This is a genomic window from Streptomyces sp. NPDC107538 (assembly GCF_055657445.1).
Genome location: NZ_JBVKAY010000023.1, coordinates 69,056 through 83,253 on the forward strand (window position 1 = coordinate 69,056; position 14,198 = coordinate 83,253).

A 14,198-nucleotide genomic window follows, 5' to 3' on the forward strand; every position below is an offset into this window, starting at 1 on the left:
TCCCGCCCCCGCCGCTCCGGGCGGCAGGGAGCGGCGGCGGTGGGGGCGGGTGACGGGCTCGCGGTCGCCTGGGCGTGGCCGCGGCTGACTGTGGCTAGCGGGGCGGTTGGGGGCGCTTGCGGCGTCCCAGGCCGGGGTCCCAGACCATGCGCAGCGCTTCCAGGGCGCGGCGCTGCTCTTCGGTGAGCACCTCGGGGTGCTTGCGGCACTGGTGGATCCACTCCCCCAGCGGGAACATTTTTGACTGCTCGCCGCCGTTGCCCCACCACCACGGCTCCTGGTGGCGGCGGGGAACGTCGATATGGCCTTCGCGGGCCAGGAACGCGCCGAGGTGTCCCAATCCCTCGTAGAAGCGGTGGCGTTCGGGGTCGTGGTGGCTGTCGTAGTAGACGCCGTCGGGCAGGGGCGGGATGCCCAGCTGGAGCAGCAGGTCCTGCTGGGCATCGTCCAGGCGGAAGAACTTCAGCCGCTGTTTGTAGATCCAGTTCATGGTGATGCGGTCCTCCCGGCTCGTGTCCTTGGAGGAGCGCGAGGTGGACCGCCAGCCGGCGGTCTGGGCAAGGGCCTTGGCGCGGGCGTACTTGCGCTTCCAGTCCATCCAGGGCACGTTCCAGTGCGGGTCGAGGGCGGCGAGTGCCTGCTGGTGGGCGTCGGGCAGCCGGCCGGCGGCGGCCTTGCGGCGCTGGGTGGCCAGCCAGGTGCCCAGCCGGTGGCCGCCGATGTCGGCCTTGACGGGGACGGCGAGGTGGCCGTGCTCGGCCGCCCAGGTACGGGCGTGCTCCAGCATGGACTCGAAGGTCTGCGCCGGCACGGTCCAGGGCAGACCGAGCGCGTCCAGGGCCTGTTGGTGTTCGGCCGGCAGGCGGTCCAGGAAGTGGCGCAGCCGCAGGTTGTGCACGCACTCGCCCAGGGCGAAGCCGTCCGGGTCGGTGTAGTCGGCGGGGACGTCCAGATGCCCGAAGCCGGTGCGGTAGCGGGTGGCGGAGGCGAGGGCCTGGTCCCAGGTGCCGATGGCCGGCAGGGTGATCTCCAGGCCGAGGGCGCGGGCCAGTTGAGCGGCGCGCTCGGGATGGGCGTAGAAGACGGCCCGCCGCGCCGAGACGGTGGAGCGCGTGCGGGCGGGCAGTGCGATGCGGTCCATGAACGATCTGTCGTGGGCGCGCAGCGCCTGCAGGAGGGTGATCAGGTTCGCGAACGCGGAGCTGTGCAGCAGGTCGGCGGTGTCGGTGCCGGGGTGGAGGTAGACGGGGAAGATCAGGGTGGTCTTCTTCCCGGCGCCGGGGGGCTGGCGCAGGCCGCGGCCGACGGCCTGGATGGCGTCGATGGTGCTGTAGCGCGGGTCGGCGAAGACCACGGCGTCGACGTCGGGCATGTCGACGCCCTCGTTCAGCACCCGCACGTTGGACAGCACCGCGCAGTCCCGGTCCGGGTCGGCGAAGTCGTCCAGCAGGTCGCGGCGCCAGTCGCTGGGCTGTTGGCCGTGGATCGCCTGCGCCCACAGGTTCTCGATGCGCAGTTCCTCACCGACCTCCAGGGCGGTGGCCGGCAGCCAGGTGGCGAAGGCCTGTGCGAGGGCGACGCGGTTGTGGAAGACCAGGACGCGGCGCAGCCGGTGTTCGGCGATCGCCCGCAGCAGGGCGACCTGGACGGCGGCGTTGCGCAGCCCGTTGTGGTGGGCGCTGGTGGCCGGGCGGCGGGCGGCGAGGATGGCGTGCAGGTCGCTGTCGTCGACGATGGGCATGATGACCTGGTAGTCGGCCAGGATGCCGCGCTCGATGGCCTCGGCCATGCCCAGCTCGAACACGGTCGGGCCGAAGATCTCGCGGTGGTCCATGGTGGCCAGCGGGATGCGTTCCATGAACGGCAGCAGCTCGGGCTGGGCCGGGGCGCCCCAGATCCTGGGCGTGGCGGTCATGTACAGACGAGTCTTGGCGGGGATCGCGCTGTCGTCGTGGACGGTGCCCCAGCCGTCTCCGAAGGCGGAGCAGGTGCGGTGGGCCTCGTTGGCGATCACCAGGTCCCAGGGCGGCAGGCCGTGCTGTTCGTGGGCACGCTGGATGTGGTGCAGCGAGCCGTAGGTGGCGAACACCATGACCGGGCCGCCGACCCGCATCGCGCGGGCGATCGCCCGCGGGTGACGGGTCATCACCGCCTCGCCGGGGGACAGTCCGCTCTCCCGCTGGCGCAGGGAGCAGACGCCGAGCGCGAGCCCCACCCGGCCGGCTTCGCGCCAGCGTCTGATGGTCTGCGTCACCAGGGCTTTCGTCGGCATCAGCACCAGCACGGCGCCCTGGTGGGCCAGACGCTGCGCGGCCTGCTGGGCGATCAGGGTCTTGCCGGTGCCGCAGGCGGCCACCACCGTCATGCGCTGTTCGCCGGCGGCCACGGCGGCCTCGATCGCGGCGAGCGCCTCGATCTGGTGCTCGCGTAACTCCATACCCTCTCCTCACCCAGCTGCCAAGGCGCCGCCTCGTGCCGGGCCGGGCCGCCGTGGGCCGAGCCCTCAGATCGCGCGGGAATGTACCCGGCGGACCCGCCGCTCCGGGCGGGACATCGACAGGTTTCGGCCAAAGACGCGTCCGGTGCGGGACGCGGTGGCCGAACGCACTGCGTGCGGCAGCCCGAGGCCGTAGAGAAGTAGCCGGGCAGAGGGAGGTGTCGCTTCGCTGGCTTCGCCTGTCTGCTGCCGGCGGCCGCGGCTGTCGCGCTCGGTTCGGACCGGCGGTGAAGAGCGGCGCCCGCTGAGGGCAGGTGCTGTGGGAGGTGTGTGATTGTGACAGCGGCCCGTATTCCACGTGCCCGCGGGGCCCGGCCGCGCCGGACGAAGGCCTGGCGTCCGGCGAAGCGGCTGGGGCGGTCGGTGATGCCGTTCATCGGTGGAGAGTCGACCGGCTCCTACACGCGCCGCCTGGCGGACCTCAACGGCGGCATCCCGGACGAGGAGTTCTGGCTCATGTTCGGAACCCCGCTGCGCCAGGGCGGGTGCCCGAGCGACCCGCGCTACGGCGACGGGTATCTGAACCCGGCGGCGCTGGAGCGGCTCGCCGTCATGGCCGGCCGCCGGGTCGCCGAGCTGCAGCGCGCGCTGCCGAACCTGCGCAGCCACCGGCTGCTGCCGGTGGACGGGCCGCCGGTGTGGGACTGGCCCTGGGACACGGACGGTTGCTTCCTGGTGCGGGTGTGCGAGCTGTGCGCCCGCACCAAGCGCACCAGCCTGGACGCCTACCTGGCCGGTGATGCGACCTGGCAGGTGTGCGCCCGCCACGGCCGCTGGCTGGACAACCGCCGCGAACCCGGGACGGCCGCCCTCCCCCTGACCGCACTGCCCGAGGTCGTCACTGCCCATCGGCTGCGGCTGCAGTTGGAGCGGCGCCTGGGCGCGGGCGGCCGCGCGATGTTCGCGGACGCCTACGCCATCGTCTCGTGCTGGTGGAACGTCTCCACTCTCAACGCGCCGGTGTGGCAGGCCCGCAGACGCGCACTGGGACACGGCGGGCGCGACGAGTTGCGCGTCGCGCCGCTGGTGTTCTACCCGGAGGCGGTCCACCTGGCCCAGATGCTGGCCGCGCGGGAACGGCGGCGCCTGCGCCGCACCCTGACCTCGGACGAGGACCACGCCTGGCTGGAGCGGGTCGGGCTGCTCCTCGAGCAGTGGGCCATCCCGGCCGAGGGCCTGGACGTGGTCGAGATCTGGGCCGGCCAGCATCCGCTCCTGCCCGAGCCGCGGCGCACCCGCCAGACCTCGAATATGGCGGAGCGGCCGCCCCACGGCCGCCATCGGCGTCTGCCGGTGCACGCTCCGCACACCGAACAGACACTGGAGGCGACGCTCGACAAACGCTCCTGCCTGCCCTGGAAGCTGGGCCAGATGATCACCACCGAGCTGTTTCCCGCCCCGGGAGGCTGGACTCTGGGCGGCCGCGCGTAAGACCCAAGCCTTGGACAGGCTGCGCGCCCCAGCCCGCCGCCCGTCCACGGATCGCCCCGGGCGACGTTCGTGTCCACCTCCTCGGACGGCGCGGCGTCTCGGCGTTGCGTACGTCGGGGCTCAGCCACCCGGCCGCCCCGTCCGGGTCGGGCGACGAGGCGCCACGCACACGGGCATGGCCTGCATGGACGCGCTGTACGCGAGGATGAGGGAATGCCCGAAGACTCCGCTGCCGCACACCCGGTCCAGATCCCCGCGCGGATACACGCGGTGGGGCCGGGCTGGCGGCAGCTGCTGGAGCGGTTGCACGAACAGATCCGTACGGTCCTGCCCGGCTACCATCTCCTCGATCTCAAGGAGAAGCTCGGCGGCCTGCGCGTCTACGTGGATCGGCCGGCGGGCAGCGGCGAGACCCGGCGTACGCTGATCGCCTGCGCCGAGGCGGAGGCGGAGCGCACCTGTGAGTTCTGCGGGGCACCCGGCCGCATCCGCACCCGCGATGACCGGCCGGGAGGCCTCATCGCCCCACATTGTGCCGCCCCCGGGGCACAGGACGTCCCCGGGCTCCATGCATCCGGTCTACGCCTGCAAAACCGACCGTCAGCCGCCGTGGCGGGGCAAGGACCTGGCCTGTAGGAGCGCGACTGCGACAGTGCCGTGCGTGCGAATGGGGGTACGGGGAGCGGTCGTTTCCCGCGCGGCGCCCCGCCGTGTCAGGCGAGGATGCTCCTGAGTCGGTCGTGCAGGTGGGGTAGGACGAGTTCGTGCAGGCCTTCCTGCTCACAGCGGTAGCCGTTGTTGTCGGCGATGGCGCGGGCCAGCGGGCGAAACTCCGCTGGTGCCGTGACAGTCAGCGTTTCGGCTTGTTCGCGCCAGGCGGCGAGCGCTTCGTCCTCCTCCTCCAGCATGTATCCGGCTGCGTACAGTTCGGGGGTCATGCCGACGGGGATGATGGTGCGGCCGCTCTTGGCGCTGAGTTTCGCGATGATGTCGATGCCGGGCGGATCGAGGTCGCCCCATGCGGTCACCGGGATGTCGGGGAGACGGGTGAGGAACATGACGAGAGCCTCTGAGGCGTAGCCCTCCATCCAGATGCACAGCCATTGTTCCGGAACGCTGGTGCGGCTGAGTGCCTGGAACGTCTCCTGGTTCTCGATCAGCAGCACGCCGTCGGCAGCAACGTCGAGGGTGCCCTGGGTGGCGGCAGCTTTGCCGGGGACGTCCACGAACGGCCGCGCGGCAGCCGCGTCCGCGACCAGGCTCTCGAGCCGCCAGTTGGCCGGGCCGAGCATCCGGATGCCGGTGTCGGCGGTGTAGACCGCCTGGTCGAAGGGCACGCCGATCACCTTGCTGAAGGCGTTCTTGGCCGGCTGGGTCCACTGCTTGCTGCCGCCCAGCGCACGCACGGCGAGCTCGCGTTCGGCGAACGTCCACTGGCGTGACTTCCCTTGGAACCATTCGGCGGCCGCGCTGAGAGCGGCTTTGTAGGTCCCCCAGTTCCGTGTCCCGGCGGTGGAGTTTTCGGGCGGCAGCCAGGAGACGGGGTCCGTCAGGGCGGTGAGCAGCGTCAGTTCCTTTTCCAGTTCGGGGACCCCGGTGATGCGCTCGGCCAGAGTGGTCCGCGCATGATGGATCCGGTGCTTCTTGACGATTCTGCGGTACCGGGCCTGGCCTCGTCTGGTCAGCAGGGGACCATCGACGCCGATCAGCAACTGACGCAGCGGGAGTGCGTACGCGCCCTCCATCAGGACCTGGTTCATCCGGTCGAGGTGTACGTGGGGGCCGCTCAGGCTCTTCGTGCCGAACAGATCTACCAGGTCGGCTCGTTGCCGTGCGGTCAGGGCCAGTTTCATCTTGCGGTCGAGCCCGCCGCCGTTGGCGATGCGGCGGCGCAGCGCCCCACAGAGCACTTCCCCGCCCGGGGTGCTGGCCCATTGCGCCAGTTCCGGGGGCAGTTCACCTCTCCTCGTCATCGTCGGCTTCCTCGTCGTCGAACGCACAGTCGCCGTTGTCGGTTCCGGTCTCCTCGTCCTGGTCGAATTCCTCGTCGAGGAGGTCCTCTTCGTCGTCCCAGTCGAGGCCCGTATCGAAGGCGGTGTCCTGGTGCAGGGCGGGGTCCGGCAGGGCGTGGCGCTCGGCGCCGTCCCACAGGGTCGGTACGGTCAGCACGCCGGGCAGGCCTGAGTGCCGGAAGAGCTGGTAGGTGGCCACTTTGGGGACCTCTTCGTGGAATCCCCATTCGTCGTGGCTGGCCAGGACCACGTCCAGGTCGAGCTGTGTGAGCAGCCCCATGCACCGCCCGCGCATCTGGGTGTCGATGCCGGCGAATGCCTCGTCGAGGTAGATGGGGCGGGGGGCGGTCGCTGCCGCGCCCTGGTAGTGGGCCGCCGCGGCGACGAACAGGGGCAGTTGGAGTGCGACGGCCTGTTCGCCGCCGGAGCCTCGTTGCTGCTTGTGGTCGGTGAGATTGGTCCAGTTCTGGTCGGGGCCGGCCTTGTGGCGGATGCGGATGCGGCTCCAGGACCGGTAGTCGAAGGCCTCGCGCAGATGGGTCCGCCAGTCCGCGCCGCTCTCGTTGTCCCGGGCGGTCTGTACTCGATCGACGAGAAAGCGGGTGAGCCGCTCGCGCGTGTCCTCGGACAGGTGCTTGCTCGCCTGCCCGTCCAGGGAATCCAGGGCGTCCAGCACGTCCTGGCCCTGGCCGGGGTCGGGTTCCCAGATGAGTTTCATGAGGTGCCCGGAGGAGGTGGGCACCTGTCGGAGCAGGGTGTTCATGTGCTCGATGAGGCTCTTCGCCCGGGCGCGCCGGCGCCGGAGGTGATCGCCGAGCCGTCCCAGCAGAACCTCGGTGAACAGGCCGTGTTCCTCGTCGCTCAGGTAGCTGCGACGGGTGTGGATTTCGTTGGCCATGATGTCCTGCGCCTCGGGGACGCTGCGCTTGTCGCCGTTGTGCACGAGGGCGACCAGGAAGAGGGGGCCCTCGTAGGTGGCGCGGGGCCGCCAGTCCGGTCCGTCGAGTTCGGACTGCAGGAGTCTGAACTGGGCGTCGGTGTCGGTGCGTGCCGCATTGAGGGCGTCTTCGTTCCAGGGCTCGTCGGCCAGCTGGGCCACTGCAGTCCGGGCCTGCGTCTCGGCGTCGGTGATGCCGTCGGTGCCGAGCGCGTTCACGCCCGCCAGTTCGAGATACCCGCACTCACCCAGCCGGCGATAGTTCTTCGCCGCGGTGTCGTACTGTCCGTCGAGTGCTGTGCACTCCTTCGTGGCAGTGTCGACGGCGCCGATCAGGGTGCCGACCTGTTCGGATATCTGGGTGGACTTGATGCGGTTGTCCTCCAGCGCGTCCTTTGCCGCGGCAAGTTCCTTGGTGGCTGCGGCGAGGTTGGCGAGGACCGTGTCCACGTCGGCGCCGACCAGTTCCGTTCGTACCCTCAGCTGCTCCTTGATGTCCTCGAGATCGGTGCGGGCCTCGGTGAGTTCCTGTACGCGCCGTTGGAGCTGTGCGGAGATCTCGATGAGGCGTTGCCCGGAGCGGCGTGCGCTCTCGCTCCGCGCGAGGTGTTCCTTGGCGGCATGGAAGAGCGTGGTGACGCTGTCGGCGTAGCGGGCCAGGAAGTGCTGCTCCTGCAGGATGGAGGCGTGGTCGGGGCGTACGTCGCGGGGGCGGGCGTAGTCGTCGAGCTGCCGCTGGGCCTCCTGCCACTGCTCCCACAGCCCGTGTTTGTCCGTCTGGGCCTGCTGCAGCTCCCGTTCGAGCCCGCTGAACAGCGCACGGGCACCCTCGAGTGCGATCCGGGCCTCCCGAACGCCGCGGTCCTTGTCCCGGGTCTCGGCGCGCTCGGTGTCCAGCTGGTCCAGTTGCCCGCGGGTAGCGGTGATCTGAGCGTCGAGTTCGGTGATGCTCGCGTCCAGGGTGTACAGCTGCAGGTCCAGGGCTTCGAGCCGCCGTTTGCGTTCTGCGGCTCGTGCCGTTGCGCCGATGTAGGCGGCGGCGGTGCCTGTGGTGCGGCCGTGGAGGGCGCCGATGCGCCAGGTGCCGTCCATTCCGACACGCAGGGGGTGGGGGTGTGTGGTGTCGTGGTCGTCCAGAGCGATCGAGCTGAGGATGCGCCGGGTCACGGCCGCCGGGACCAGCGGGTGGTCGACGGGCTGGATGACGTCGGCAGCGGAGCGGGCCGGTGCCTCCCGCTCGTCGAGGGCGATGAGTACGGTCTCCAGAGTGTCGCGGGCGAGAGCACGGCCGTCGCTGGTGACCCAGGCGTCGAGCAGACCGGCTCCGAACAGGGCGGCTTCGAGCTGCGCCGCCTGCCGGCCGGTCACCGTCGGCGCGAACTCCAGCAGCTTCCACAGGGGCGCACCGTCGCCGAGGTCGGCCGTCCGTGTGCGGCGCGGGGTGAGGGGAGCCGGAGGCGGGGCGTCCTCCTCGGCGGCGACACGGCCGCGTTCCGCGGTGAGCTCCCGGTGCTTGGTCTGGAGCCTGTCTTTGGACGCCGTCTGCTCGGCGAGGGTGGCGTTGAGCGGCCCCTCGATGTGCCGGGCCTCAGCTGCGACCAGCTCGGCCAGAGTGAGGGTGCCGTCCTGGCCCAGAACGGGTACAGCCGCGAAGAGGTCACCCAACTGCTGTTCCGTCAGCCGGAGTTGCTGGCACTGTTCGGACCACTCGACGAGGAAGTCGCGCAGCTCACGGATGCGTTGTGCCAGGTTCTCCTCCTGCCCGTCGCAGGTCTGTTTGGCTGTGTTGAGCCGTTCGCCCAGGCGGGAGCACAGGTCGGCTGCCGAACCGTGCTTCCGGTGTGCCTCTATGACGTCCTCGGCGAGCTCGGCTGCCCGGGAGAGGATCTTCGTCCGTGAGGTCACATGGCCCGTGAGGGTGTCCCGGGCCGTCTCGGGGGTGTGGCGGATGGCCTGCCGCTGACCTTGGTGTACGGCGTGAAGGGCGGTGGCGGCCGCACACTGGTCGGCCCGCTGATCTGCAGCGTTCAGCTGTTGGAGGGCGGTTCCCAGCTCGCCCTGTTCCGCCTCGTCTTCGCCTGCGGCCCTGTCGCGGCCCTCGTCCGTCTCTTCATGCCGTGCGGTGGATTTGCGTAGCTGTTCCTCGGCCGCGGCCTGCTGCTTCTGCAAGGCGGTGATCAGCCCGTGCTGCTTCATCTCCGGGCTGTTGTTCAGTTCGTTGACACGGGTCTGCAGGGTGTGGCCGTGCAGCTGGAGACGCTCGCGCTCCGCCTCCAGCTGGCGCACCTGGTCCCGCGCCCCGCCGAGTTCGTCGGCCTTCTTACGCCGGGTCCGGTGCGCGGTGCTGCGCTGTGCTCCGGTGGCGACCAGTACCTCGGCTTCGTGGCGCACGATCCGCCGCGCCAGCCGGCCGTAGACGGACAAGAACGTGTCCACATGGGCCTTGTTGTCGACCAGGGCCTGCAATTCCTCGCGCTCACGCGCCAGTTCGTCGAACTTTCCGGCGAGGTCTTCCAGCAGCAGGCTGCTGACGGGCGGCAGGCCGTCTCTGAGCAGCCGGCTCAGTTTGGCCACCGTCAGGTCCTCGCTCAGCTTGGGCCGGCGCAGTGTCAGCAGGAGATCGATGAGCGCGAGGAGCCTGGACGAGGAGAATCCGAAGAGGCGCGCAGCGAGCGCCTCGCGGTAGTGCTTGGCGCGTTCGTGGACGTCCTCCTTGCCCAGGACCTCTTCCAGTTGGGCGCGGTTGCGCGGCCGCCGGTCGTCGTCGTAGAGCGAGAAATCCGCTCCCACACGGCGCGGGGTGGTGAAGAACCACTTGTCGCGCAGTGCTTTGCCGGTGGCCAGCGCGTGCACTCCGATACCGACCGTCAGGTACTCGAACTCGCCGGACTCGGTGACGCGGCCGTATTCCGTCCACACATAGCTGATCCGCTGCGCATGTCCTCGGTACAGGACGTTGTCGCGCATGGAACGGGCCGCGTTGCCGAAGGGGTCCATGCGGCGGGCGCTCAGAATGCCGTCGAGCAGGAGCGGGCTGGTGACCTCAAGTGCCTTGGTCTTGCCGCTGCCATTGTGGCCCCGCAGGATCAGCTTGCCGCCGTAGAAGAAGAACACCTGCTCGTCGTATTCCCAGATGCCGAGCAGTCCCATGCGCAGGGGCTGGAAGCGCTCGCGCTCGGGTATCGGCAGGCCGCCGTCGAGGAGTTGTTGCAGGGCGGGGTCGGTCACAGCCGTCTCAGAGGGTGTCATCGCTGTCGTCTTCGCTGGGGAGGCCGGGTGAGCTGGGAAGGTCGGGCGCGCCGAAGAGCATCAGGTTCTCGGCGCCCTGGCGGGCGCCGAGGCCGGGCTGGGCGCGGTAGCGGGCCAGGCCCGGGCGGATGCGGATTCCTCCGGGGACGTGTTCGGCAAGGCCCAGTTGGACGAGGACGGGCAGCGCCGCGTCCTTGACGCGGATCGCATCGATCGGCTGGCCGCTGATGTTGGGGATCACTTTGAGCAGGTCGGCGGCGACCTCGGCGGTGAGTTCGAGCAGCCGCGGATGCGGCACGAACATCCGGCGCGGGGATCTGCTGTCCGCCTCGGCGCAGAGTCTGTCGGCCAGGACCAGGGCCGCGAACGAGGGTGCGCTGGCCTTGGGGAATTCCAGGTCGGTGAGTTCCTCGTCGATGACGGCCGCGCCCTCGGCACGCACCTCGACCCGGGTGTCGAGGCCGAGGTTCAGGGCGGCCAGCAACTCATCGGTGTGGGCGAGGAAGTAGTCCCGTTGCTCGCCGGGGAGGTCGTCGAGATAGACGACGGGTTCGTCGACGAGCCGCCGCATCAGAGCCTGCCGGGTCAGCTCGTCGGCTGTCCTGCCCTGTCCTGTTCCAAGGGTGCCGAGCAGTTCGTCCGGTCCCTCCGCCTGGGCGGGGGCCACCGGGGCGGCCAGCATCAGGGAGGCCGTGCGGTGGTCGATGTCGTACAGCGCGTCGCCGCTGCCCGCGACGTACTCCCTCTCCTGTTCACGAGTGGTCCCCGCTTCTCCGGTGGGGGTGAGTACTCCGTGCCGGCACAGCAGCCGCACCATGGCCACCAAGTCGGAGCGTTCCCGATGCGCGGTGGCGTCGAAGCGGCGCAGTGCGGTGTGGGTGGCAGTCACAGCAGTGAGTTTCCCGGCGAGTTCGCTGATCACGGTCTGCTGTCCGCAATCCTCCAGGACCGCCAGCAGCAGGCAGTACAGGGCGCACTGCCGAGCCGTCGGCGCCTCGATGTCCTGCCGCGCGGGCGCCTCGGGGACCTTGAACAGGCGGAGGCGGTCGCGCTCCACGTGCAGTTGCCAGCCCAGGTGGTGGTCGAACCAGCGCCTCAGCTCGGCCTGGTGCCGGCGGGCCAGATCCAGGGTGCGCAGGTGGCGGCCCCGCCGGTGCAGCAGCGGGTTCACCAGCAGTGCCCGGATGATCTGGCTGCGTTCGAAGGCGGCTTCGCGGCTGTGGCCACTCACGCGGTTCTCCTCGAGGCGAGGCGGATCGTCAGCTCCATGTCGGCGATCCGCAGCCGTCCGCCACGCATCGCGACGGACGCTGCCTGGGCGGACGGCACGTCCACCGGGGCGAGCGTGATCGCGAGCCGCCCGTCGCTGGTCCGGGCCCTGCGCACGCCAGCACCGTCTGCCGGCGCGGAGAGCACACAGTCCAGGCAGCGCAGCAGGACGTCCGCCTCCGCGTCATTCAGCTGCCCCAGATCGGAGAGCCGGACGGGGCCGCGGGCGGCCAGCGATTGTTCTGCGGAGGTCTCCTCGTGCTGCTGCCTGCCGAGTTCCGCGGCGAGCATGCTCTTGGCACGGCGCGGACTGCGCACCCGGGGCGGCGGACCGGACCGCATCCGGGGACCGGAGGCCCGGTAGGCCGCGGAGACCGGTGCGGGCGGGCCGTCCCACCAACTGGCGCGCGGCAGGACGTCTTCGTCGTCATCCGGTGGTCGCGGTGTGCCCAGATGGCGGGCGGCGTACATCCCGAACGCACTGCGCCACAGCGCCGCCACCTTCGGCTGGGGGCTGTCGCCCATCGCGTCGAACCACGTCGCCAGGGTTACCAGGTCGGCCGCACGGTCGACTCTGCGGAACCGCTGCTCGTTGATCTGCCGGATGGTCAGCAGAATGTGGTTGACCGCGTCGGATGCGCGGTCCTGCAGCGTCTGCGCGACCGGCAGACGGTCTGGTCCCTCGAAGAACCAGCTGCGCACGCCCGCCCACTGGCCCGTCAGCCGGTCGGTGTCCCGGGCGACGATGTCCTCCTTCGCAACCCCCAGTTGCGGAGCCGCCTCCAGGGCTGCGATGTCGCCGAGCCGACGCGTGATGCCGGCCTCCTCGGCCTGTTCGATCAGCCCGGAGATGAGCGGCCCGGTCCGGCTCAGGGCCAGGATGAAGGTCTGCAAGTACCCGACGACGACATCCTTGTAGGCGAGGAACGCCTCCACGTCCAGCTCGTCGTCGACAGCCAGGGACCGGTTGAGGCCCTGCACGAAGAGCTTCGCGTTCTCCGTCAGCTGCGTGAAGCCGCCGGCCAGACGCTGGAAGGCGCGATTGGCGACCGCCAGGTCCGGCGGAGACTCCTTCACGGCCTTCACCAGCGCGGTCAGCGCCTCAAGGACCTCCGGCAGCATCGAAGCCTGCAGAGCACCGGTGGCCCCCAGCTCCTGGTCGATCAACGTCAGCGCCCTGTGGACCTGCGCGCCCGCGGGCGTCAGCTGATACAGGAAGTCCTTGCGGATGAACTCCTGCGCCGTGCCGCTGCGCCGCAGGTTGTAGATGCGGGTGACGTTGCCCCAGGCGTTCAGCGAGTCCAGAAGGCCGTCGATCGGCGGCATCTCGGCCAGCAGCTCGGGGGCACCGCTCAGCCGCTTGGCCACCTCCTGACCGATCTCGCCGGTCGGAAGGTGGATGCCGAGCCGTGCCTCCTCTTCCAGAAGAACATCCAGGGCGAGTCGGAAGTACACCGCATGCTGGTGCGTCAAGTAGTTGACGAGGGGCATGCGTTGGCGGAAGCCGTACGCAGTGGTCATGAATCCTGAAAACCGTGAGGTCGGGTCTGTTCGCCCCTGCCGCAGTGCGTCTGCACATCGCTTGGACCGGGAAGGTGAACGGTGCGGGAAGCCACTCCTGGTGGTCCGGTGAACAAGGTGACCTCGCAGATAGTATGCGATGCAGATCATCTGTATGGCCGCATGCTGGGGATCCCTGCCGGCCACGGTCGAGCAGCTGCCCCTCGACAGTGCGGCGGCTGAGACTCGATACATCCGCGTCCGCTCAGGGACTTCGCACCCCAGCACCGCGAATGCCGGCCTGGTGCACCCCCTCCTCCAGGCCGCTGAGCGCGTTGCGTTCATCCGCGATCAGTAAGGTGACGCCATGGCTCCGTTCCCGAACCCGCAGTCCCTGGACACCACCGCCGTCCCCGGGGACATGGTGTGCCAACTCGGGTTGATAGTGCGCCGTCACCAGCAGCGCATGGAACATGCCGTCGAGGGGCTGCCGGGAGGTCTGCGCGGCTATCAGATTCTTGCCGTGGTGGCCCACCGGGACCTGCCCAACCAGCAGGCCATCGGGATCCAACTGGCCATCGACCGCACCGTTCTGACGTACCAGATCGATGCGCTGGCTGAGGCCGGGCTGGTCGAGCGTGTACCCGATCCAGCCGACCGCAGAGCCCGCAAGGTGGTGGTCACTCCCCAGGGAGCCGGAACACTGTCGCGGCTGGCCCGGCGAGTGGCCGAGGCCGAGGCCGAACTGCTTTCCGGCCTGGCTCCCCACGAAACCGCTGCCTTCAAGGACCTCGTCGGCCGGCTGGCAGCATTCAGGGGCTTCGGCAAGGACCGTCCCGCAATTGGCCTCTGAGTCGAAGCGGGCAAGGCTGTGGGGGGTGCGATCTGCTCGTTCGGCCAGCGAGGGTGAGGCTGTCCAAGCTCCATGGGCCCCGGAGCGGTTCACAGAGCCGCATCCATCCACAGCTCGCCTGGTGGCGGGGCGAAGGAGTGGCCACCTCCGGTGGTGAGGACGTACTCGGCGAACAGGGCATCACGCTCCCAGATACTCGCCGCCCTCGCCGCCGACACCACGCCCGATGCCGTTGCCGGCCTTCTCCACGCATACCGGCGCCTGACCGCCTGCGCCCTGGCCGAAGACGACGAACACACCGTTCTACCCGCCGTCCGCGCCCCGGCCCCACCCGCTCGACCACCTGGCCGAACAACCCCGCCTCCAGCACACGCCGGGATTCCAGGCCGGAAGATCTCCTGCATCTGGTCACTCACGTAGGCTCGACGGCTTGGCGGCTGCGGATGGACG

The 14,198-nt window shown here is 70.1% G+C and carries 8 protein-coding genes; 3 read left to right on the top strand and 5 right to left on the bottom strand.

Going from position 1 to position 14,198, the window contains the following annotated elements:
* Positions 1 to 94: 94 nt before the first annotated feature.
* On the bottom strand, positions 95 to 2,437 hold the full coding sequence (locus ACZ7MG_RS41655) for a helicase associated domain-containing protein (protein ID WP_471395923.1): 2,343 nt from the start codon (positions 2,435 to 2,437) through the stop codon (positions 95 to 97).
* A 336-nt stretch (positions 2,438 to 2,773) separates the two neighbouring features.
* Between ACZ7MG_RS41655 and ACZ7MG_RS41660 the strand changes: the two genes are divergently transcribed.
* On the top strand, positions 2,774 to 3,928 hold the full coding sequence (locus tag ACZ7MG_RS41660; protein WP_471395925.1) for a hypothetical protein: 1,155 nt from the start codon (positions 2,774 to 2,776) through the stop codon (positions 3,926 to 3,928).
* A 213-nt stretch (positions 3,929 to 4,141) separates the two neighbouring features.
* A complete protein-coding gene (locus ACZ7MG_RS41665; RefSeq protein ID WP_471395927.1) occupies positions 4,142 to 4,564 on the top strand; it encodes a hypothetical protein in 423 nt (140 codons plus the stop codon).
* Between the two features lie 77 nt (positions 4,565 to 4,641).
* On the opposite strand, the gene ACZ7MG_RS41670 is transcribed toward ACZ7MG_RS41665, so the two are convergent.
* From ACZ7MG_RS41670 to ACZ7MG_RS41685, 4 genes are read right to left on the bottom strand one after another with little or no spacing between them, the layout of a single operon-like run.
* Complete coding sequence (locus ACZ7MG_RS41670; RefSeq protein ID WP_471395929.1) at positions 4,642 to 5,928, bottom strand: Wadjet anti-phage system protein JetD domain-containing protein; 1,287 nt, start codon at positions 5,926 to 5,928, stop codon at positions 4,642 to 4,644.
* Positions 5,885 to 10,126: a TIGR02680 family protein gene (locus ACZ7MG_RS41675; RefSeq protein ID WP_471395931.1), complete on the bottom strand. Its 4,242-nt coding sequence runs from the start codon at positions 10,124 to 10,126 to the stop codon at positions 5,885 to 5,887. Before ACZ7MG_RS41675 ends, ACZ7MG_RS41670 begins: the two co-directional genes overlap by 44 nt.
* Positions 10,113 to 11,357, bottom strand: coding sequence for a TIGR02678 family protein (locus ACZ7MG_RS41680; RefSeq protein WP_471395933.1), 1,245 nt, complete (start codon positions 11,355 to 11,357; stop codon positions 10,113 to 10,115). Before ACZ7MG_RS41680 ends, ACZ7MG_RS41675 begins: the two co-directional genes overlap by 14 nt.
* A complete protein-coding gene (locus ACZ7MG_RS41685) occupies positions 11,354 to 12,916 on the bottom strand; it encodes a TIGR02677 family protein (protein ID WP_471395935.1) in 1,563 nt (520 codons plus the stop codon). Before ACZ7MG_RS41685 ends, ACZ7MG_RS41680 begins: the two co-directional genes overlap by 4 nt.
* A gap of 346 nt (positions 12,917 to 13,262) precedes the next feature.
* Between ACZ7MG_RS41685 and ACZ7MG_RS41690 the strand changes: the two genes are divergently transcribed.
* A complete protein-coding gene (locus tag ACZ7MG_RS41690) occupies positions 13,263 to 13,748 on the top strand; it encodes a MarR family winged helix-turn-helix transcriptional regulator (protein WP_471395937.1) in 486 nt (161 codons plus the stop codon).
* Positions 13,749 to 14,198 lie beyond the last annotated feature (450 nt).

Bases quoted from the DNA above. Each gene is read 5' to 3' on its own strand.
- ACZ7MG_RS41685 (WP_471395935.1), bottom strand. From the start codon at position 12,916: ATGACCACTGCGTACGGCTTCCGCCAACGCATGCCCCTCGTCAACTAC.
- ACZ7MG_RS41665 (WP_471395927.1), top strand. From the start codon at position 4,142: ATGCCCGAAGACTCCGCTGCCGCACACCCGGTCCAGATCCCCGCGCGG.
- ACZ7MG_RS41675 (WP_471395931.1), bottom strand. From the start codon at position 10,126: ATGACACCCTCTGAGACGGCTGTGACCGACCCCGCCCTGCAACAACTC.
- ACZ7MG_RS41655 (WP_471395923.1), bottom strand. From the start codon at position 2,437: ATGGAGTTACGCGAGCACCAGATCGAGGCGCTCGCCGCGATCGAGGCC.
- ACZ7MG_RS41690 (WP_471395937.1), top strand. From the start codon at position 13,263: ATGGCTCCGTTCCCGAACCCGCAGTCCCTGGACACCACCGCCGTCCCC.